General features: G+C 59.4%; 16 protein-coding genes. 4 read left to right on the plus strand and 12 right to left on the minus strand.

Annotated features, from left to right (window positions below):
- Position 1 precedes the first annotated feature (1 nt).
- Positions 2 to 1,459: a cobyric acid synthase gene (locus ACTJK5_RS20215; RefSeq protein WP_113259624.1), complete on the plus strand. Its 1,458-nt coding sequence runs from the start codon at positions 2 to 4 to the stop codon at positions 1,457 to 1,459.
- Here the strand turns inward: ACTJK5_RS20215 and cbiB are convergent.
- On the minus strand, positions 1,446 to 2,411 hold the full coding sequence (gene cbiB / locus ACTJK5_RS20220) for an adenosylcobinamide-phosphate synthase CbiB (protein ID WP_113259627.1): 966 nt from the start codon (positions 2,409 to 2,411) through the stop codon (positions 1,446 to 1,448). The genes ACTJK5_RS20215 and cbiB overlap by 14 nt on opposite strands.
- Between cbiB and cobD the strand changes: the two genes are divergently transcribed.
- Positions 2,410 to 3,438 (plus strand): threonine-phosphate decarboxylase CobD, encoded by a 1,029-nt coding sequence (cobD, locus tag ACTJK5_RS20225; protein WP_113259629.1) that lies wholly within the window; start codon positions 2,410 to 2,412, stop codon positions 3,436 to 3,438. The genes cbiB and cobD overlap by 2 nt on opposite strands.
- Positions 3,439 to 3,516: 78 nt before the next feature.
- Here the strand turns inward: cobD and ACTJK5_RS20230 are convergent, their stop codons facing one another.
- The 7 genes from ACTJK5_RS20230 to ACTJK5_RS20260 form a co-directional block, all read right to left on the minus strand.
- Positions 3,517 to 4,794, minus strand: a complete 1,278-nt coding sequence (locus tag ACTJK5_RS20230) for an L-fuconate dehydratase (protein ID WP_440613094.1) — start codon at positions 4,792 to 4,794, stop codon at positions 3,517 to 3,519.
- A gap of 52 nt (positions 4,795 to 4,846) precedes the next feature.
- Positions 4,847 to 5,857 (minus strand): zinc-binding alcohol dehydrogenase family protein, encoded by a 1,011-nt coding sequence (locus ACTJK5_RS20235; RefSeq protein WP_440613095.1) that lies wholly within the window; start codon positions 5,855 to 5,857, stop codon positions 4,847 to 4,849.
- A 3-nt stretch (positions 5,858 to 5,860) separates the two neighbouring features.
- Positions 5,861 to 6,682, minus strand: a complete 822-nt coding sequence (locus tag ACTJK5_RS20240; RefSeq protein WP_440613096.1) for an amidohydrolase family protein — start codon at positions 6,680 to 6,682, stop codon at positions 5,861 to 5,863.
- 4 nt (positions 6,683 to 6,686) lie between these two features.
- Complete coding sequence (locus tag ACTJK5_RS20245; protein WP_440613097.1) at positions 6,687 to 7,700, minus strand: aldo/keto reductase; 1,014 nt, start codon at positions 7,698 to 7,700, stop codon at positions 6,687 to 6,689.
- A 125-nt stretch (positions 7,701 to 7,825) separates the two neighbouring features.
- Positions 7,826 to 8,767 carry an ABC transporter substrate-binding protein gene (locus ACTJK5_RS20250; RefSeq protein ID WP_113273206.1) on the minus strand — a complete coding sequence of 314 codons (942 nt, stop codon included), beginning with the start codon at positions 8,765 to 8,767 and terminating at the stop codon, positions 7,826 to 7,828.
- 99 nt (positions 8,768 to 8,866) lie between these two features.
- Positions 8,867 to 9,889: an ABC transporter permease gene (locus ACTJK5_RS20255; protein ID WP_062424708.1), complete on the minus strand. Its 1,023-nt coding sequence runs from the start codon at positions 9,887 to 9,889 to the stop codon at positions 8,867 to 8,869.
- 8 nt (positions 9,890 to 9,897) lie between these two features.
- Entirely contained in the window at positions 9,898 to 11,463 is a 1,566-nt protein-coding gene (locus tag ACTJK5_RS20260) for a sugar ABC transporter ATP-binding protein (RefSeq protein ID WP_440613098.1), read from the minus strand.
- A 258-nt stretch (positions 11,464 to 11,721) separates the two neighbouring features.
- On the opposite strand from ACTJK5_RS20260, the gene ACTJK5_RS20265 reads away from it, so the two are divergent.
- Complete coding sequence (locus tag ACTJK5_RS20265) at positions 11,722 to 12,414, plus strand: FadR/GntR family transcriptional regulator (protein WP_062444564.1); 693 nt, start codon at positions 11,722 to 11,724, stop codon at positions 12,412 to 12,414.
- 45 nt (positions 12,415 to 12,459) lie between these two features.
- Positions 12,460 to 13,992, plus strand: a complete 1,533-nt coding sequence (locus tag ACTJK5_RS20270) for a UxaA family hydrolase (RefSeq protein WP_440613099.1) — start codon at positions 12,460 to 12,462, stop codon at positions 13,990 to 13,992.
- Between the two features lie 78 nt (positions 13,993 to 14,070).
- Here the strand turns inward: ACTJK5_RS20270 and purH are convergent, their stop codons facing one another.
- The 4 genes from purH to htpX form a co-directional block, all read right to left on the minus strand.
- On the minus strand, positions 14,071 to 15,687 hold the full coding sequence (gene purH, locus ACTJK5_RS20275) for a bifunctional phosphoribosylaminoimidazolecarboxamide formyltransferase/IMP cyclohydrolase (protein ID WP_440613100.1): 1,617 nt from the start codon (positions 15,685 to 15,687) through the stop codon (positions 14,071 to 14,073).
- A 134-nt stretch (positions 15,688 to 15,821) separates the two neighbouring features.
- On the minus strand, positions 15,822 to 17,501 hold the full coding sequence (locus tag ACTJK5_RS20280; RefSeq protein ID WP_376782038.1) for a heparinase II/III family protein: 1,680 nt from the start codon (positions 17,499 to 17,501) through the stop codon (positions 15,822 to 15,824).
- A gap of 300 nt (positions 17,502 to 17,801) precedes the next feature.
- A complete protein-coding gene (locus ACTJK5_RS20285; RefSeq protein WP_162741777.1) occupies positions 17,802 to 19,187 on the minus strand; it encodes an RsmB/NOP family class I SAM-dependent RNA methyltransferase in 1,386 nt (461 codons plus the stop codon).
- Entirely contained in the window at positions 19,184 to 20,143 is a 960-nt protein-coding gene (gene htpX / locus ACTJK5_RS20290) for a zinc metalloprotease HtpX (protein ID WP_440613101.1), read from the minus strand. The genes ACTJK5_RS20285 and htpX overlap by 4 nt, the downstream gene beginning before the upstream one ends.
- Positions 20,144 to 20,176: the final 33 nt, after the last annotated feature.

Below are 20,176 nucleotides of genomic sequence, written 5' to 3' on the forward strand. Positions count from 1 at the left end.
CATGGCCGCCAGATCCATCATGTTTCAGGGAACCGGCTCGGATGTCGGCAAGTCGCTGATGGTGGCGGGTCTGGCGCGCGCTTTTACCCGGCGCGGACTTTCGGTGTTGCCCTTCAAGCCGCAGAACATGTCCAATAACGCGGCGGTCACAGCCGATGGCGGCGAGATCGGCAGGGCGCAAGCGTTGCAAGCACGCGCCGCTGGTGTGCCGCTGTCAGTGCACATGAACCCCGTTCTGTTGAAGCCCCAGAGCGAAACGGGTGCGCAGCTCGTGGTTCAGGGAAAAATTCTCGGCAATGCGAAAGCAGCCGACTATCAACAGATGAAGGCCGGGCTGATGCCCCGGGTGCTGGAAAGCTTCGATCACCTGAAGACCCACGCTGATCTGGTGCTGGTGGAAGGCGCCGGCAGCGCATCGGAAGTCAATCTTCGCGCCAACGACATTGCCAATATGGGCTTTGCCCGGGCAGCCGATGTTCCCGTGATCCTGATCGGCGATATCGACCGGGGAGGGGTCATTGCCAGCCTCGTCGGCACGAAGACAGTGGTGGATCCGGACGACGCCTCGATGATCGGAGGCTTCATCGTCAACCGTTTTCGCGGCGATCCTTCGCTGTTCGATGAAGGCATGCGCATTATCGCCGAGCATACTGGCTGGACGTCCATCGGCCTCCTGCCGCATTTTGCCGAGGCGGCCCGTCTGCCTGCCGAAGATGCACTGGGTTTAACCGGCAACGGCCAATCGAAGCCCGGTGCGAAAATCCGCATCGCCGTGCTGATCCTCCCACATATCTCCAACTTCGACGATCTCGATCCGCTCGATATCGAGCCGGATGTCGAACTGGTCCGCGTGCGTCCCGGGACTGCTATTCCCGGCGATTGCGCCCTCATCCTGCTCTGCGGATCGAAATCGACGATCGCTGATCTGGCCGTCTTGAAGCAGGCCGGTTTCGATATCGACATCAAGGCGCACCTTCGCCGTGGCGGCTTTGTGCTTGGTCTCTGCGGCGGCTATCAGATGCTTGGACGTCTCTTATCGGACCCGGACGGCATGGAAGGTCCGCCTTCCACCGTTGATGGGCTTGGGTTGCTGAATGTCGAAACGGTGCTGACGGGAGACAAGAGGCTGGTCTCGGTCGAAGGGCGCAGCTTCGATGGTCAGGCCTTTTCCGGCTACGAAATGCATGTGGGCGTGACGAAAGGCGACGACTGCAATCGTCCTTTTGCCACGATCGGCAATCACGTCGATGGTGCGATCTCAGCGGACGGTCGCGTTTTCGGCACCTATGTCCATGGGCTGTTTGCTGATGACGGACAGCGCAGCGCCTGGCTGCAAAGGCTTGGCGGGCAATCGTCTGACTTGAATTACGAAGCGCAGGTGGATGCCGTTCTGGATCGGTTGGCGGACCATATGGAGCGCCACCTCGATCTCGACGCGCTGCTGTCTATAGCACGGTAACCAGCGCCAAAAAGCCGAAGAGCCCGATCAACAGAGCATCGGCAACCCGCGCAAGTTTCAGCGCCTGGCGAATATCGGCAGCGGTCAAATTACGTCGTCCCCCTTCGCCCATGAAGCGCGCCTGGATCATCTGCCCGCCATAGGAACGCGGCCCGGCAAGTGCAAAACCAAGCGCACCCGCCAGCGCCGATTCCGGCCAGCCGGCATTGGGCGAACGATGGTGCTTCGCATCGCGCGTGACCGCACGCAGGGCACCTTGCGGCGAAGCCCCCTTAACGAAGACGGCAGCGACGATGAACAAACAGGCTGTCAGGCGCGAGGCGGGAAGGTTCACCAGATCGTCCAGCCGCGCCGATGCCCAACCAAAAGCCTCGTGGCGCGGCGTTCGGTGACCGATCATGCTGTCAGCCGTATTAATCGCCTTGTAGCCAGCACCGCCCGGTAGCCCGAGCAGACCGAGCCAGAAGGATGGTGCCACAATGCCATCGGAAAAATTCTCAGCCAGGCTTTCGATGGCCGCCCGGCACACCGCCGCCTCATCCAGCCGATCAGGATCGCGGCCAACGATCATCGACACGGCTTTTCTACCGCCTTCGAGGCCTTCGCTTTCCAGTGCAGTGGCTACCGCCTCGACATGTTGCTCCAGGCTTTTTTGTGCCGGAAGCGAAGCACCGACGAGGGCGACCAGCAACAATCCCAGCGGAAGAACCAGAAGGACATTCTGCAAGGCGAGCGCGATGGAGACGGTGACGCCAAGAAACACCACAAGCGCCAACACGCCTTTGGCTTCACGATTGGAAAATGATCCCTGTTCCCGGTTCCATTTTCTGTCGAGCAGCGCGATAAGCGAACCAATCCATGTGACCGGATGACCGATGCGGCGAAACAGCCAGTCGGGATAGCCGACAAGGCGTTCGATCAGAAGCGACAGGAAAGCGAGAGCAAAGAACATGGGCGATACGGGACCGGTGACTATGCAGGCTGCGATCCGTCATGGTGGCGATCTGGGGCGGGCGCGGGCGTCTTTTCCGCTGGCACCGGAACCTTGGATCGACCTTTCCACGGGGATCAATCCGCATTCCTATCCGCATTCTCCCATTCCTGCCAGCGCCTTTGCCCGCCTGCCCGAGCCTTCTGCCTTGAACCGCTTGAAGGAAGTCGCCGCCGCAGCCTTCGGCGCGCCCACTGCGGCGCATATTGTCGCTGCACCCGGAACGCAGATGTTGATGCCGTTGCTGGCAGAACTCGCCCTGCAACGAGGTGCAAAACGAGCCGCGGTTCTTACACCCGCTTACGCGGAACATGCCAGAACGGCGCGAATGGCTGGCCTCGACGCTGCGGAGGTGTCGACGTTCTCAGACCTCTCCGATTTCGACTATGCCGTCGTCATCAATCCGAACAACCCGGATGGTCGGGTCATGGGGCGGGCTGACCTTCTCGCTCTCGCATCGGAGATGAGCCGCAAAGGCAGCCTGTTGGTGATCGACGAGGCCTTTATCGAAACCGGCTATGGTGAGAGCCTGGCAGACGCCACTGACATCGATGGGCTGATCGTCCTGCGATCCTTTGGAAAGTTCTATGGAATGGCGGGGCTGCGCCTCGGCTTTGCCGTTGCACATCCGGAGGTTGCCGCAAGGCTGGAGCAGCGCCTGGGGCCCTGGGCCGTCTCAGGCCCAGCGCTGCATGTGGCGGCGGAAGCGCTGGCGGACAATGGCTGGCGTGACGCCATGCGACTCCAGCTAAGGACAGAGGTCGCGCGTCTCGACGCAATGTTGACGAGCGCAGGTCTGACCGTTGTGGGCGGCACCAGCCTTTTTCGTCTCGTGCGTGATGCACGGGCAGCCGCACTATTCGCCCAGCTTGCCAATCGCGGCATTCTCGTACGCATCTTCGACGAGCGTTCGAACGATATGCGCTTCGGTCTTCCCGGTACGGAGGCGGAATGGGTCAGGCTTGAAGCTGCTCTTTCAGAGCTTTAGATCGTTCCTATCTCCGCTTACAAAAAATGCTCGGGACAAGCCCGAGCATAAAAGGGTCCGGGAGGAGAAATCGGAACCTCAGCCTTTGAAGGTATAAGCCTCGATCGACTCCGGCTTCATCTCGATAGAGAAGCCAGCCATCTTTGGCGGCATGTAAGCAGCGTTCTGGATATCGCATGGCTCAAAGAAGTGCTCGTGCAGGTGATCAACATACTCGATCACGCGGCCTTCCTTGGTGCCCGACACGACCAGATAGTCGATCATCGACAGCTGCTGCACATATTCGCACAGACCCACACCTCCAGCGTGGGGCCAGACGGGCAGGTTATACTTCGCGGCGATCAGCAGAACAGCCAGAACTTCGTTCAGACCACCCATGCGGCAGCTGTCGATCTGTACGACGTCGATCGCACCTTCGGCGATGAACTGCTTGAACATGATGCGGTTCTGGCACATTTCACCGGTCGCGACCTTCACCGAACCAATGGCCTGGCGGATCTTGCGGTGACCGGCAACATCGTCCGGGCTCGTCGGCTCTTCGATGAAGAAGGGCTTGCAGAAGGCAAGCTTGTTGACCCACTCGATGGCCTGATCGACTTCCCAGACCTGGTTGGCATCGATCATCAGATAACGATCGGGACCGATGACCTCACGTGCAATGGTGAGGCGACGAATATCGTCCTCCAGATCACGGCCGACCTTCATCTTCACATGGTTGAAGCCGGCATCGATCGCTTCGTGGCAAAGCCGACGCAGCTTCTCGTCGCTATAACCGAGCCAACCGGCCGAAGTCGTGTAGCAGGCGTAACCCTCGGCTTTCAGGATATCGATACGATCCTTCTTGCCCGCTTCCGCCTTCTTCAGGATGGCGAGCGCGTCATCGCGCGTCAGAACATCGGTCAGATAGCGATAGTCGACGATATCGGCGATCTCTTCGGCGCTCATATCGGCAACGAACTGCCACACCGGCTTGCCAGCCTGCTTCGCAAGCAGATCCCAGACGGCGTTGACCACGGCGCCGGTGGCCAGGTGCATCGCACCCTTATCCGGACCGATCCAGCGCAGCTGGCTGTCGCTCGTCAGGTGGCGCCAATATTTGCCGGGGTTCTCGATGACGGTGGCGAGATCTGTGCCAACAACGAGATGACGCATCGCCTTGATCGCCATGCAGCAGATGTCGTTACCCCGGCCGATGGTGAAAGTCAGTCCGTGCCCCTTCAGCGAAGGCTCGTCCGTATCAAGAATGACGTAGGCCGCGGAGTAATCCGGATCCGGATTCATCGCATCCGAGCCGTCGAGGCTCTGTGAGGTGGGGAAGCGCAGATCGAAAACGCGCAGGTCGGTAATCTTGGTCATGGCCGTTTACTCGCGGTCAGGGGTCATTGAATATGAGAGGCTCGTCGGTCGTTCAGGCCACTTCCACCATGCCTTTGATGACGCCGGCTCGCGGGTCGGTCAAGCCGGCGAAGTTGGCTGGCACTTCGGCGAGCGTCATGCGGTGGGTGATGAGAGCGTCCGGCACACGGCCGGCACGCAGGGCTTGCAGCACCCGCTCGAAATCTTCCGGCGTTGCGTTGCGGCTACCAAGCAATGTCGTCTCGCGCTTGTGGAATTCCGGGTCATTGAAGCTGATATCGCTGGCAACGATGGAGACGAGGACATAAGCCCCGCCATGGCCGACAAAGGAAAAGCCGCGCTCCATGGCCTTCGGATTGCCCGTGGCGTCGAAGACGACATCGAAGAAGTTGCCTTCGGTAATCTCGCTCAGACGATCCTTGTCGCCTTCGCCAAGCTGCACGATATTGGCGACGCCGAGATGATCACGGCAGAAGGACAGCCGGTCTTCGCGGCTGTCGATCATCGTCACCGTCGCGCCATTCAGCACGGCAAAGACGGCAACGGCCATACCGATCGGACCCGCACCGACGATGAGTACATGCTGGTCCTTTTCGACCGCACCGCGACGCACCGCATGCGCGCCGATTGCCAGGAACTCCGTCATGGCGGCTTGATCGAGGGAGAGACCTTCCGCCTTCAGCACGAATTGCTGCGGGACGCTCAGATACTCCACCATGCCGCCATCGCGATGCACGCCAAGGACGCCGATTTTACGGCAGCAATTGCTCTTGCCCTTCAGGCAGGCACTGCAATGGCCGCAGGACATATAGGGTATGATGGTGACGATATCGCCGGCGGAAAGGCTGCTGCCCTCAGGCGCTTCCTCGACCGTACCGGAGAGTTCATGGCCCATGATACGCGGATAGGAAAGGTAAGGCTGGTTGCCGGTGAAGATGTGCAAATCCGTGCCGCACACGCCGATACGACGAATCCGGACAAGAACTTCATTCTCCGCACGCGGCGGCTTCGGCAGTTCCTTGGAAACGAGGAGACCGGGTTTGTCGCAAAAGATCGCCAGCATGAATCACCTGTCCGAAAGAGAATAAAAATCGATGGCGTTTCCGCCGAAAACCTTGGCGTGGTGCTCTTGCGGAACCACATCACGGCAAAAATCCAGCCAGTCCTGATAATCGCCAGCCAGCCGGATCACCGGCCAGTCGCTGCCGAAAATCACCCGCTCAGGGCCAAACAGCTCCAGGATCGTTTCAGCATAGGGCCGAACCGCTTCTGGCTTCTGATCCCCGCGCTCCACCAGAAGACCGGAAAGCTTGCAGTGAACGTTGGGCAGCGCGGCGAGAGCGGCCATGTCTCTCCGCCAATCCACATAATGACCTGTCGCGATCTTGGGCTTCGCGCCGTGATCGATGACGATTTTCAATGCCGGGTGACGGCTGGCAAAACGCAACAGACAGGGCAGATGCGGCGGCAGGACCAGAGCATCGAAAACGAGGCCATTCTCGATCAGCGCTTCGACAGCGGGGTCAAGTGCCGCATCGTCGATCCACTGAACGTCGGCAATATCCTGCAACATCGGCCGCACGCCCTTCAGCGCAGGATGAAAGGCAAGTCGGGCGATGTCCTGCGGCGCATCCGCCGCCTTCATATCCACCCAACCGACAACACCCTTGATGAAGCTGTTGTCGTCAGCAAGCGCCAGCATGAAATCCGTGTCGGCAGCGCTTTCCATCGTCTGCACCAGCACCGTGCCGGACACACCCGCCTTTTCCAGCAAGGGCTGGAGATCAGTGGGCAGGAAGTCCCGATAGATCGCCTCAAGCGACGCTGGCGGCCACTGGCCCTGCCGGTCTTTCAGCAGCCAGAAATGCTGATGTGCATCGATGAGCATGGCGTCAGCCCTTTGCCCCTGGAACCGGTGAACCTTCGGCGATCAAACCGCGGCGGTGCAACTCGGCCCAGAACGCGTCCGGAATGTCCTGCTCGAACCAGGCGATGTTGGAGGTCAGCTGCTCCGCATTGCGCGCGCCGGAGACGACAGTCACCGAGGCAGGATGGGCCAGCGGGAACTGCAGTGCGGCCGCCTGAAGCGAGACACCCATCTCCTCGCAGACATCATGCAATGCATCCACCCGCGCCAGAAGCTCAGCCGGTGCGTCCTTGTAATTGAACTTGCGATTACCGGCCAAAATGCCGGAGTTGAAGGCACCGGCAACCACGATACCGACACCCTTTTCGGCGCAGGCATCCATGAAGCTCAGGCTCTGCTGCTCGAGCAGTGTGTAGCGACCGGCGAGCATGGCGGCGTCGATGTCGAACACCTCCATGGCATCACGAACCACTTCCCACTCGTTGACGCCAAGACCGACGGCTTTCGTCGAGCCTTCGTCGCGCAGCTTGCCGAGCGCCTTGAAGCCACCACCCGTTGTCAGCTGATCCCAATAGTGCTGGTGCTTGTCGCCGTGGGTGTAAGGGCCGATGTCGTGGATATAGAGAATGTCGGGCTTGAGGACGCCGAGACGCTGCTGGCTTGCCTCGAAGGAGCGCATGATGGCGTCGTAGGAATAGTCGTAGAGCGGCCGGAAGGGGAGCGGTGCGACATAGGTATCTTCTTCCGGTCCGACGGTTTCATCCGGCACCATGACACGGCCGACCTTGGTGCTCAGCGTATATTCGCTGCGGTCATGCTCCGTCACCATCGTGCCGAGACGACGCTCGGAGCGGGTATAGCCGTAGAAGGGCGCGGTATCGAAATAACGCATGCCGCTGTCCCAGGCCTTGTCGAAAGCGCCCTTGGATTCCTCATAAGGCGTGAGGCGATAGAGGTTGCCCATCTGCGCACAGCCGAGGCCCATGATGGTCACTTCGACATCTCTATGGGGCAGTTTGCGTTTATCGGAGACCTTCATGGCGGGCACTTTCACATTTATCGTTTTGTGGAGATGGCCGCACACGATGCGACCATCTGCTTTGGTCTTCTCAAAGGGAGTTCCTGTCACGCCTAAGACCAGCTCAAGCGCGGCAGAAGACGTTGTTAGTACAGAACGTTCTTGGCTTCCGGCTTGTCGATGTTTTCCTTGGTAACGACGACGACGCCAGTATCGACGAACTTCTCGACCTTTTCCTTCTTGATGAGCTTTTCGACTGTTTCAACGCCCTTTTCGCCCATCTGGTAGGAACCCTGCACGACGATTGCAGACAGCGTGCCGTCCTTGACGAAGTTCTGGAGATCTTCGTTACCGTCGAAGCCGATGGCAACGACCTTGCCGGCCTTGCCGGACTGAGCAAGCGCGCGGCCAACACCGATAGCGGTCGGCTCGTTGGCGCCGAAGATGCCCTTCAGATCAGGGTTGGCGGCCAGAACGTCGGTGGTCTGGTTCAGAGCGGTCGCCATCTGGGACTGAGAGTAGTAAGGGCCAACAATCTGGAGCTTGGAATTGGCCTTGATGTAGTCGACGAAGCCACCGACGCGACCGATTTCAGAACCGGCACCGGCAACGTACGACATGACGGCAATCTTGCCTTCCTTGCCGACCTTCTTGATCATTTCTTCGGCGGCAAGCTCACCGGCCTTCTTGTTGTCGGTCGCCAGGAACGACTGGTAGTACTGCTCGCCACCCTTGGCCAGCTGCGAGTCGATCAGAACGACAGGAATGCGCGCTTCCCATGCCTTCTTGACGGCTGGCAGAAGAGCGTCCGGATCGGACGGTGCGAGCACGATGCCGTCCACCTTACGGTTGACGGCGTTTTCCACCATGTTCACCTGGTCGGCAATGGCGGATTCGGACGCCGGACCCTGGAAGGTCATCGTTTCGCCCTTGGTGTTCTTCATCGCAGCGTCGGCGCCCTTCTGGACGTTCTGCCAGAATGTCGAGTTGACGGTCTTGACGATGACGGCGATTTCGCCGGCCTGAACCGCGGAGACGCTCCAAAGCGCGATCACGGATGTCAAAAGAACAGTCGTCAGTTTCTTCATGTCTTCCTCCATTGTACCGGCGAAGGGAGAGCTCCTCTTCTCGACACCGGCTGTCCCGCGGATAGGGTCCGCACCCTTTTCAGACGCTTAGCAGTGCAATCAGCGGCGATTGCGCAACTGGTCGATCCAGACTGTCATCAAGATGACGAGGCCGATGATGATCTGCTGCGTAAAGGCAGAGACCCCGTTCATATTGAGACCGTTGCGCAGGATACCGATGACGAACGCACCGATTGCTGTCCCTGAAATCGTTCCGACGCCGCCGATCAGCGAGGTACCGCCGATGACGGCGCTGGCGATGGCATCAAGCTCGTACATGACACCTTCGTTCGGCTGTGCGGTGACAAGGCGCGACATCAATACGCAGCCCGTCAGACCGGCAAGCGTGCCGGAAAGAACGTAGGTGAAATTGGTGACGCGGGCGACATTGACGCCGGAGAGGCGAGCCGCTTCGGCATTGGAGCCGACCGCATAGATGTGGCGTCCGAGAACCGAGCGGTTCAGCATGAAGGCCACGGCAAGAGCAATGACCACCATCAGGATGACGGGGTAGGGAATGCCCGGGAAGACCACATTCGGGAACCCATCGTCACCGATATTGACGATGCGGAAGAGGGCGCCGTTGCCAAGTTCGCCGAAGGATTCGCCGAGACCAGAGACGGCACGAGCACCGGTGATCTGCAGCGCCACGCCACGGGCAATCAACATCATGCCAAGCGTTGCGATGAAAGGCGGCAGCTTGAAGCGCGTGACGAGGAACCCGTTGATCAGACCGCAGAGCGAACCCGTCAAAATGCCAAGGAACATGCCGACCGGAACCGGCATGCCGAGTTCCTTGACCGCCAGTGCTGCGACCACGCCGGCAAGCGCCAGAACCGAACCAACGGACAAGTCGATGCCGCCGGTGATGATGACGCAGGTTGCACCAATACCCAAAAGCGCGATCGACGTGACCTGCAGAGCGATCGTCATGGCGTTGTTGACGCTGAAGAAGGCGCTGCTGGTGGCCGAAAACACAATGGCCAGCACCACGAGGCTGCCGAGTGCGGCAAACTTCTGGATGATGTCCTTCTGTCTGTCGCTGAGCGAGGGGGTCTTAACGGGTTCTGGTGATTTCGACATGTCTTACCTCATTGCGCCTTGCGGCTATAGCCGGAGGCATAGCGCATGATTTCTTCTTGATTGGTCTTGGCCGTTTCCAGCACGCCGGTAATGGTTCCCTCGTGGAACACCGCGATACGATCCGTCAGCCCCAATACTTCGGGCAGTTCCGAGCTGATGAGGATGACGCCAATGCCGCGCGCGGCAAGTTCATCCATGATCTTGTAGATGGCGAACTTCGCACCGACATCGATGCCACGCGTGGGCTCATCGAAGAACAGGATGCGCGACTGGCGGAACAGCCACTTGCCGATGATGATCTTCTGCTGGTTGCCGCCGGACAGAAGGCGAACCGTCTGCTTGATCGACGGCGTGCGAACATTCAGGAGATCGACATAATGCTTTGCGACCTCGTCGTGCTTCTTGAAGTCGATCAGACCGAAGCGGTTGGAGACCTCGTCCATATTGGCAAGCGAGGTATTGGCAGCAACCGACATCTTGATCGCCAGGCCGTCGCTCTTGCGGTCTTCGGAGAGGTAGGCAAGCCCCTGCTCGATGGCATCCTGCGGCGACTTGATCGTCAGCTCGCGGCCTTCGAAGGTGATGCTACCCGCATCGAAGGCATCCGCGCCGAAAATCGCGCGGGCCACTTCGGTCCGGCCGGCGCCCATCAGACCGGCAAATCCGAGGATTTCGCCACGGCGCAATTCGAAATTGACATCGTTGAAAACGCCGGCGCGCGTCAGGCCCTTGACGGCGAAGATGACCTCATCCGTCGGCTTCGACGTGCGCTCGGGGAACTTTTCCTCCAGCGAGCGGCCCACCATGCGGGTCACGATGTCATCGACCGTGATCGACTTGAAATCGTCGGTCGAGATATAGCGTCCATCGCGAAGCACGGTGACGCGGTCAACGATCTCGGCCATCTCGTCCAGACGGTGGGAAATGTAAACGATGCCGACACCGGATGCCTTCAGGTCGCGGATGACCTTGAACAGCAGGCGCGTTTCCTGCTCGGTCAGTGATGAGGTCGGCTCATCCATGATCAGCACTTCTGCATCGAGCGAAAGCGCCTTGGCAATTTCCACCATCTGGCACTGCGCAACGGAAAGTCCGCGCACCAGCGTATCCGGATGGATATCGACGCCGAGGCGATCGAGGCAGCGTTTGGCATCGGCACGCAGTTTCTTGCGGTCGACCAGGAAGCCTTTTCTCGGTTCGCGCGCAAGATAGATGTTTTCGGCAACGCTCAAATGCGGAACGAGATTGAGTTCCTGGTGGATGATGGCGATGCCGGCGGCTTCCGATTCGAGCGGCGAGGCGTACTGGACCTTCTGGCCCTTATGCAGGATCGTGCCGCTGGTCGGCTGATAAACGCCGCTTATGATCTTCATCAGCGTGGACTTGCCAGCGCCGTTCTCGCCGCAGACGGCGTGAACTTCGCCGGAGCGCAAGTCGAAACGCACATCGCTCAGAGCCTTGACGCCGGGGAACTCCTTGCAGATGTCATCGAGGCGCAAAAGCGCACCGGACGCCTGAAGTGCGTCATGCCGTGTGTCATCATGGCTCGAAATGGACGATGCGCCCTGCGACATCCGCTACCTCCCAATAGCCGCTCCGTTCTCCCGCAGAGCGCTTCAATGGCGGCAATGGTTAGGCCGCATTTTTTTGGTGGTCAAGCCAATTTGTGATTTTTTGTTCGCAGGTATAGCAATATCGGAGAAATGGAAACTCCCGGATTCCAATAATATTCAATATTTTCAAAGAGATAAAATATATCTTTGCCAATACCTCCCGTAAGGGATACGGTAAGGCCAAATCTCAACCTTTCTTAGAACACCCGTGGACCGCAGATGAATGGTCAGGCCAAAATCCTGGAGCCGAGACGACTTTACCAGCAGGTTGCCGATCAGATCCGCGACCTGATCGACGGTGGAGAGTTTCAGCCTGGAACACGACTGCCTTCCGAGCGGGATCTGGCCCAGAAGCTCGGTGTCTCCCGCCCGTCTCTGCGTGAAGCGCTGATTGCGCTCGAAATCGACGGAAGCGTCGAAATCCGCATGGGCTCCGGCGTTTATGTGTCTACGGAGACAGCGGCCCGACAGGCAAGCACTCGGTCTCTTGGCGATAGCCCTTCTGAACTCATGCAGGCGCGCTCGACACTGGAGGGTGCGACCATCGTTCTGGCGGCGAGCCGCATCGACGAAGCCGCTCTCGTGACGCTGCGAGGAACGCTCGATGAAATGAGGAAGGAGATCGAAGCAGGTCGCAAACCTCTCGATCAGGACAGAAAGTTTCACGCGACCATCGCCGAACAATCAGGAAACACGGTCCTCGCGCGCTTGGTCGGAGATCTTTTCGATGATAGGCACAGCCCGATCTCGACCCAGTTGCGGGTGAGGTTCGAGGACCGCGGCACGTGGACCTTTGCGCTGCAGGAACACGAGGCCATTCTGGCTGCACTGGAAAGCCGCGATCCGCTGCTGGCACAGGCTGCCATGCGCATTCACTTGGAAAGCTCACGACGGCGCTGGATCGATACGTAATTCAAGACATGCCTCGGCAGACAATCTGTCGGGAGGAGGAAAAGAGTGACTGAGAATACCGAAGCTACCATTCTGCTGAACACCAAAGACAATGTTGCAGTTGCCCGTCGGCCCATTCCGAAAGACACCGATATCGGGCGTGGAGACCTGAGGGCACTCGATCTGATCGGGCGCGGTCACAAGGTGGCCCTGAAGCCGATCAAGTCCGGCGAAGAAGTGATCAAATATGGTCAGGTGATTGGAGTCGCCACGCAGGACATCGAGGCCGGGCGCCACGTCCACCTGCACAACCTTGACATGGTACCATCCGAGCACGCCCACCAGTTCAGCGTCGACATCGAAGAAAAGGGCATGCTGCCGGAAGCCGAACGCCGGACCTTCATGGGGTACGATCGTGGCACGGGCGGTGCCGGCACGCGCAACTACATCGGCGTCATTGCCTCGGTGAACTGTTCGGCGACCGTGTCGCGTTACATAGCCGACTATTTCAACAAGGAAGGCGGCCTTGCCGGTTTCGACAATGTCGATGGCGTCGTGGCGCTGACCCATGGTACGGGCTGCGCGCTCAACACCAAGTCCGAAGGCTACCGCCTGCTGATCCGCACAATCCAGGGCTATGCCCGACATCCGAATTTTGGTGGCATCCTGCTGATCGGCCTTGGCTGTGAGACGAACCAGATCGCGCCGATCCTCGAACACTACAAGATGGAAGAGGGCGACCGGCTGCGGACCATGACTATCCAGCAGCATGGCGGCACGCGCAAGACAATCGAAGCGGCAATCGCCAACATCAGGGAGATGCTGCCCATCGTCAACGCGGCAAAGCGTACCGAACAGCCCCTTTCGAAGCTGAAGCTGGCGCTCGAATGCGGTGGTTCGGATGGCTATTCGGGGATTTCGGCGAATCCGGCACTTGGCTACGCTTCGGACCTCATCGTTCGCAATGGCGGCACCACGGTTCTGGCTGAAACACCGGAAATCTATGGTGCAGAACACCTCCTGACCCGCCGTGCCGTCACGCCGGCCGTAGCAGAGAAGCTGCTGCAGCGCATCGACTGGTGGCGCGACTACACCGCCCGAAATGGCGACGAGCTGAACAACAACCCGTCTCACGGCAACAAGCTGGGTGGCCTGACGACCATTCTGGAGAAATCACTCGGCGCCGTCGCCAAGGGCGGATCCATGCCGCTGAAAGCTGTCTACGAGTTTGCTGAAACAGTAACCGAACCCGGCTTCGTCTTCATGGACACACCCGGCTATGACCCGGTCGCGGTCACGGGCCAGGTGGCAGGCGGCTGCAACGTCATCTGTTTTACCACCGGACGCGGCTCGGTGTCCGGCTTCAAGCCATCACCCTGCATCAAGATCGCCACCAACTCCGAAATGTACGAACACATGAAGGAGGACATGGATATCAACTGCGGCGACATCGTCACCGGCAAGGAAACCATCGAGGAGGCGGGACAGCGCATCTTCGATCACATCATTGCCGTCGCCTCCGGCGAGCAGACCGTCAGTGAAATCTACGACTACGGCGACAACGAATTCGTGCCATGGCAGGTCGGTGCCGTGACCTGACGTTTCACATGAAACATCGGACATAAAAATAGGCCCGGGAATCGCTCTCCGGGCCTTCTGCTTTGCTAAGATCCCACGTTAGTGGCGGAAGTGGCGCATGCCGGTGAAGACCATCGTCACATTATGGGCATCGGCTGCGTCGATCACTTCCTGGTCGCGCATGGAGCCACCGGGCTGGATGACAGCCGTTGCACCAGCGGCAATCGCGGCCAGAAGGCCGTCCGCAAAGGGATAGAAGGCTTCCGAGGCAACCGCCGAACCCTTCGTCAACGGCTCGACGAGGCCCATGGCCTTGGCAGCATCTTCCGCCTTCTGCGCGGCGATGCGTGCCGAGTCCACACGGCTCATCTGACCGGCGCCGATACCGGCTGTCTGTCCGTCCTTGGCATAGATCACGGCATTCGACTTGACGTGCTTGGCGATCTTGAAGGCAAACTTCATGTCTTCCAGTTCCTGCGCCGTCGGTGCACGCTTGGTCACGACTTTCAGATCGAGGTCTTCCACCATGCCGTTGTCACGGCTCTGGACCAGAAGGCCACCCGACACCGTCTTGGCAGTGATGCCAGCCGCGCGTGGGTCAGGCAGACCACCGGCGGAGAGAAGACGGAGATTGGGCTTGCGCGCAACGATCGCCTTTGCCTCTTCCGTTACGTCCGGCGCGATGATGACTTCGGTGAAAAGCTGGATGATCTCTTCTGCCGTTTCCGCGTCCAGCGTCTGGTTCAGGGCGATGACGCCGCCAAAGGCAGAGACGGGATCGCAGGCAAGGGCGCGCTTGTAAGCCTCCAGCAATGTGGAACCCGTTGCGACGCCGCATGGGTTGGCATGCTTGACGATGGCAACGGCTGGCGCATTCTCAGGCAGGAACTCGGCGACCAGTTCATAGGCCGCATCGGTGTCGTTAATGTTGTTGTAGGAAAGCTGCTTGCCCTGCAGCAGCGTTGCCGTCGCAACGCCGGGGCGCTTCTCGCCTGTCAGATAGAAGCCGGCGCTCTGATGCGGGTTTTCGCCATAACGCATCTTTTCCTTCAGCGTGCCGCCGATGGCGCGGTAATGCGGCGTCTCGATTGCGAGAGCTTCTGCGAACCAATTGGAGATAACGGCATCGTAAGCGGCGGTACGTGCATAGGCCTTGGCGGCAAAGCGCTGGCGCAGAGCGTAGGATGTCTGTCCGTCATCGGCCTGCAAGGCTTCCAGCAGTTCCGGATAGTCGGTCGGATCGGTGACCACGGTCACGTAGGCATGGTTCTTGGCTGAAGCGCGGATCATCGCCGGACCGCCAATATCGATGTTCTCAACCGTCGTCGGATAGTCACCGCCCTTGGCGCGAACCTCTTCGAACGGGTAAAGATTGATGACCGAGAGATCGATGGCTTCGATGCCGTGAGCACGCATCGCCTCTTGGTGTTCGGCATCGTCACGAATGCCAAGAAGCCCGCCATGGACATTGGGGTGCAGGGTTTTTACCCGGCCATCCATGATCTCCGGAAACTTGGTGATGTCGGAGACGTCTGTCACCGGAAGTCCCGCGTCGGCAATCGCCTTCGATGTGCCGCCGGTCGACAGAAGCTTCACCCCGAGCTTCACCAGCGCGCCCGCGAGCTCGATAATGTCGGTCTTGTCGGAGACAGACAGAAGCGCGGTGCGGATACGAACTTTGTCGGGTGCGGGGATTTTCTTGGAAACGACGGCCATCGTGGCAACTCCGTAAACGGTGGAGGATGAGCCGGAGAAAGCGCACCCCGGCGGTTGCCGCCGCGTTAGCACAGCTTGGCAGATTAATAAACAGAGCGTGCCGCTTTATCGGCAGCACAACCTTCAAAGAGCGATCAGCTTCTCTGTTCGAGAAGCCAGCGGATTTCCGTGGTTGCCGGAAGCTCAAACGCGACTTCGATCTGCAGCGACGGCCGGATGCCGGATACATCTGCCATGAACACGTCCTCGGCGATCGTGACCTGGCGCGCGGGCGCTGAAAAGGCCCAGGCGGTGCCATCCGGTGCCTGCATCAGCACCGTTTCCTCGTCTTCCTGCGACAGCTCGATCAAGGGATGAACATGAAAACGGCAAACGGCCTCGGCTGGCTCTGGTTGACGCTTCTCATCTATCCTGATCCAGTCTCGTCCCCTGATCTTGGTTCCCGCTTCGTTCAACTCCAACTCGCGCTGGTGCACGTAACCGAGGCTTCCATAACCATCATGAGACGCGGTCAGGATATCCGCGCGCTTCTCATCAATCCGGCGGTCCACCTCCGTCTCGCTGATGCCAGAGACGATGACGGGGCCGAGGAAACGGGAGTGCGAAATCCGGGCCGATGAGCGATCGGCAATGGTGACCGTGGAATGGGCGGCAGTAGTGCGGCTCACCCGCTTGAAGGCGGCTGATGCATATTGCGGGAAGCCGGAATTGACGATGAATCGGTAACGGCCCGAAGAGAGCTCAAAGGACAGGCAGCCACAATGGGCGCTGCGCGACAATTCGATGGAGGCAGGCTTGCCCGTATCGACGATGACGATCGTATCGCCGACCGAAAGCCGGTGATAGGAAATATCGGGAAGCGAGCGCGACGGACGTCCGGACGTCTCATCATAGCGCAGGACGGATGCAAGCTCGTTGGCAAGCGTTGCCGTGGTGCCATTGAACAAGGCCAGATCGCCATCCTGGTGACGGAAGAAGCGGATCGCAGGGAACATGCGGTCGATGGCAGGCACAAGCCCCGCCGGCACGTCATGACCGAGATTGATGTAGCTTTGGCGAAGCGGCAGGAGATCCAGCAACAGCTCCAGCATGACGCGCGGATTGCGCGAGACATGCCCGCCATCGGGCAGGATTTGCCGCTCCATCTCCTGGTCGAGCTTTCTTCCCTGCCGGGCGATCTTTGACGCGCTGTTCGGCATGGAGATGGACGCCATGGCAAGCGCGATGCGGACTTTCAGACGAACTTCACCGTCCGGCACATATTTGGCAATGAGACCCAGATAGCCGACATGCAGGCCGATACATCTTAGAAAACGCCGGTAGAAATTGGCATCCGCCTTCTGCAGGATCACTGGCGAGTGGGATAGCCAGGAGGTCAATCTCTGTGCTGAAAGTTCAGGTGACCATGCTGTGCCACGGATCGTTCGCCCATGCAGGCTCATCCATTCGGCAACATGCAGGCGGGCGCGGTTTCCAGCCTCTTCCGATCTGCTGGCGCGGACATGGCGCAGCCAGCCGAATGCATGCAGCCGCTCTTCAAATGCAGAGGAGGGTGGGTCCAGCAAAAAGGGGGAAACGCCCCCGGTTTCCAAGATCTTTCCCGCCAGGAACAGCCGCCCCTGCACAAGCTCCTGCGCGACATAAGGATCGACTGCGCGCAGATCCGTTGGCGCTGCCACAAGCGCGCTTGGTGCTCTGCTGGAGAGCCGCCACAAGTGTAGTCGCAAGGGTGCGACCGCAATCATGACGTGGCGCTTGACCGTGCGGAAGAAATAACCCGCAAGGCTGACGCGATTGTTCAGGGAGCTCGCCAAACGTCTGTAATCCTGCCTCGCGGAGTTAGCTTTAGGGACGACGCATATAAAGCGTTATTGAAGAAGAGCGATAAAGTTTCACAAAAAACTTCATATTTTGTAAACGAATGGAGCCCGAAGCGCAGATCGCGCGCCCATTCCTTCATCAGGAGGCTGAAAAAACATCAGAGGGGGCTGATGAGACGCTTCGAAAGCCCGTCGCGATCTTTCCCATTCGCTCGTTGGGCTATAGGCCTTCTTCTCTCGACTGTCGTTACCGCAAAGACCGCTAAGCACTTTTGCGCGACAGGCGTTAATGCCTCAGGCGGGCGAACCTTTACGCAGAACCGTCGCGTAGAAGCCATCGACACCACCGAACATGTCCGGCGTGGTGCGCAGATCGCCGCTGGCGTTGATGGCAATTTCCATACCCGGCAGATCTTTCGCGTCGACGGGAACACGTTCGAGGTTGCTGTCGGATGCCAGGACACGCGCCACCATCTCCTCGCCTTCTGAGGGATCGAGGGAGCAGTTGGAGAAGACGATCATCCCGCCGTCTTTGACGAGGGTCAGCGCCTGACGGAGCATCTGCTCCTGGAGAGTGGCCAGTTTGGCGATGTCCTTCTCGTCCTTCGTCCAGCTGACATCGGGATGCTTGCGCATGGTGCCGGTGGAGGAACAGGGCGCATCGAGAAGGACGGTATCAAACAGCTCCCCCGGCTGATACTTGAGCATGTTGGCTTCGATCGTTTCGGCTTCGAATCCAAGTCGCTCGAGGTTTGATCGCAGCCGCTTCAGGCGGTTGCCGGATTGATCGAGTGCCGTCACCTTGGCGCCAGCCAAGACAAGCTGGGCGGTCTTGCCGCCGGGTGCCGCGCAGAGATCGGCAACGCGCTTACCCTTCAAATCTCCCATAAGGCGCACGGGCATGCTGGCCGAAAAGTCCTGCACCCACCATTCCCCTTCGGCAAAACCGGGAAGCGCTGAAACCTGTCCTTCGAAAGAACCCAGACGTACACTGCCATTGGGCAGCACGGTTCCATTCAGTTCCTTGGCCCAATGGTCCGGATCAGACTTCACCGTCACATCGATCGAAGAGGGAAGAAGCTGCGAAGCGGCAATGCGTGACGCTGCCTCCTCACCATAGGATTTCACCAGCCTGTTGTAGAACCAGTCTGGAAGAACCGGCACGGCGTCGATAGCCGCCATAACCGCATCCTTCTCGCGGCCGAGCCGGCGCAAGACAGCATTCACCAGCTTGACGAAGCGCTTGTTGCGCGGATCGCGGTGCGCCTGTTCCACGGCCAGATCGACGGCGGAGTGATCAGGGACGTCAAGATAGAGCATCTGCGCGACCGCAACGACCAGAACATGATGCAGGGATCGCGCGCCTTGTGGCAGCGGTCCGTCCAACATCATCGAGATGGCGGTCTCAATCCTTGGCAGGTGGCGGAGCGCACTGTTGACGATGGCCCGCACCAGCGCCCGATCGGCAAGATTGAGAGAACGATAGGCCGGGTTCCCGTGCTCGGCATCCATCATTCCATCGAGAGACGTCTTCTTGTCGATAACGGCGGAGATGATCTTGGCCGCCGCCATGCGGGCGGAAAGGCCCGGTTTCCAGTCCCCGTCTGGCCCGCCAGCATCCGAAGACGCTGGCTTTGTCTTTTTTAATTTTGGCCGGGCAGGGGCGTTGGGTGATGTCAAGACCAGGGACCTTTGTGAGACGTGTCAGTGCCACGCCCGGGACCAGTCGTCGGGACAGAGCGTGATTTGCGCACGGCCTTAGCACTTGTTAGCTGATACGTCGATGGTTGGCCGAAGCCTTGCGACATCTCATGAAGCGCCGCGATACGGTTTTCCGTATTGGGGTGCGTGGAAAACAAGTTGTCCATCCGCTCCCCAGACAAGGGGTTGATGATGAACATGTGCGCCGTCGCCGGATTGCGCTCCGCATCATTGTTATGGATGTGCTGAGCAGCCCCGGCGATCTTCTGCAGGGCGGAGGCAAGCCACAGCGGGTTGCCGCAAATCTCCGCGCCACGACGGTCGGCAGAGTATTCTCGCGTGCGGCTGATGGCCATTTGCACCAGCATGGCGGCGAGAGGCGCAACAATCATCGCAAGCAGAACGCCGATGAAGCCGAGCGGATGGTTGTTCTCCCGATTGCCGCCGAAGAAGAAGGCAAAGTTGCCCAGCATGGAAATGGCGCCGGCAAGCGTTGCGGTGATCGTCATCGTCAAGGTGTCGCGGTTCTGGATATGCGCCAGCTCATGTGCCATGACGCCTGCGACTTCCTGCGGCGTCAGCATTTCCATAAGTCCGGTGGACGCTGCCACCGCTGCATTCTCCGGGTTGCGACCCGTCGCAAATGCATTCGGCTGGGGGTTGTCATAGACATAGACCCTCGGCATTGGAAGTCCGGCATTTTGGGACAGATCCCGGATCATGTGAAAAAGTTCCGGCGCGTTGCGCTCATCCACTTCCTGAGCGCGATAGGCGGAGAGCACCATCTTGTCGGAGTTCCAGTAGGAGAACAGGTTCATACCCGCCGCAATCACCAGGGCGATCATCATGCCGCCCTTGCCGCCGATCAAAAATCCGACGCCCATGAACAGGGCCGTCATGAAGGCCAATAGCATGGCCGTACGCATCAGATTCATCCAGCATCTCCGTCAAAAGCGATGAAAAGACCC

This window comes from Agrobacterium sp. 22094, from assembly GCF_052046015.1.
Taxonomy (GTDB): Bacteria; Pseudomonadota; Alphaproteobacteria; order Rhizobiales; family Rhizobiaceae; genus Agrobacterium; species Agrobacterium cavarae.

Excerpts from the sequence above, each read along its gene's own strand:
- ACTJK5_RS20215 (WP_113259624.1), top strand. The coding sequence starts at position 2 with ATGGCCGCCAGATCCATCATGTTTCAGGGAACCGGCTCGGATGTCGGC.
- cobD (WP_113259629.1), top strand. The coding sequence starts at position 2,410 with ATGGGCGATACGGGACCGGTGACTATGCAGGCTGCGATCCGTCATGGT.
- cbiB (WP_113259627.1), bottom strand. The coding sequence starts at position 2,411 with ATGTTCTTTGCTCTCGCTTTCCTGTCGCTTCTGATCGAACGCCTTGTC.
- ACTJK5_RS20230 (WP_440613094.1), bottom strand. The coding sequence starts at position 4,794 with ATGACCAAGATTACCGACCTGCGCGTTTTCGATCTGCGCTTCCCCACC.
- ACTJK5_RS20235 (WP_440613095.1), bottom strand. The coding sequence starts at position 5,857 with ATGCTGGCGATCTTTTGCGACAAACCCGGTCTCCTCGTTTCCAAGGAA.
- ACTJK5_RS20240 (WP_440613096.1), bottom strand. The coding sequence starts at position 6,682 with ATGCTCATCGATGCACATCAGCATTTCTGGCTGCTGAAAGACCGGCAG.
- ACTJK5_RS20245 (WP_440613097.1), bottom strand. The coding sequence starts at position 7,700 with ATGAAGGTCTCCGATAAACGCAAACTGCCCCATAGAGATGTCGAAGTG.
- ACTJK5_RS20250 (WP_113273206.1), bottom strand. The coding sequence starts at position 8,767 with ATGAAGAAACTGACGACTGTTCTTTTGACATCCGTGATCGCGCTTTGG.
- ACTJK5_RS20255 (WP_062424708.1), bottom strand. The coding sequence starts at position 9,889 with ATGTCGAAATCACCAGAACCCGTTAAGACCCCCTCGCTCAGCGACAGA.
- ACTJK5_RS20260 (WP_440613098.1), bottom strand. The coding sequence starts at position 11,463 with ATGTCGCAGGGCGCATCGTCCATTTCGAGCCATGATGACACACGGCAT.
- ACTJK5_RS20265 (WP_062444564.1), top strand. The coding sequence starts at position 11,722 with ATGAATGGTCAGGCCAAAATCCTGGAGCCGAGACGACTTTACCAGCAG.
- purH (WP_440613100.1), bottom strand. The coding sequence starts at position 15,687 with ATGGCCGTCGTTTCCAAGAAAATCCCCGCACCCGACAAAGTTCGTATC.
- htpX (WP_440613101.1), bottom strand. The coding sequence starts at position 20,143 with ATGAATCTGATGCGTACGGCCATGCTATTGGCCTTCATGACGGCCCTG.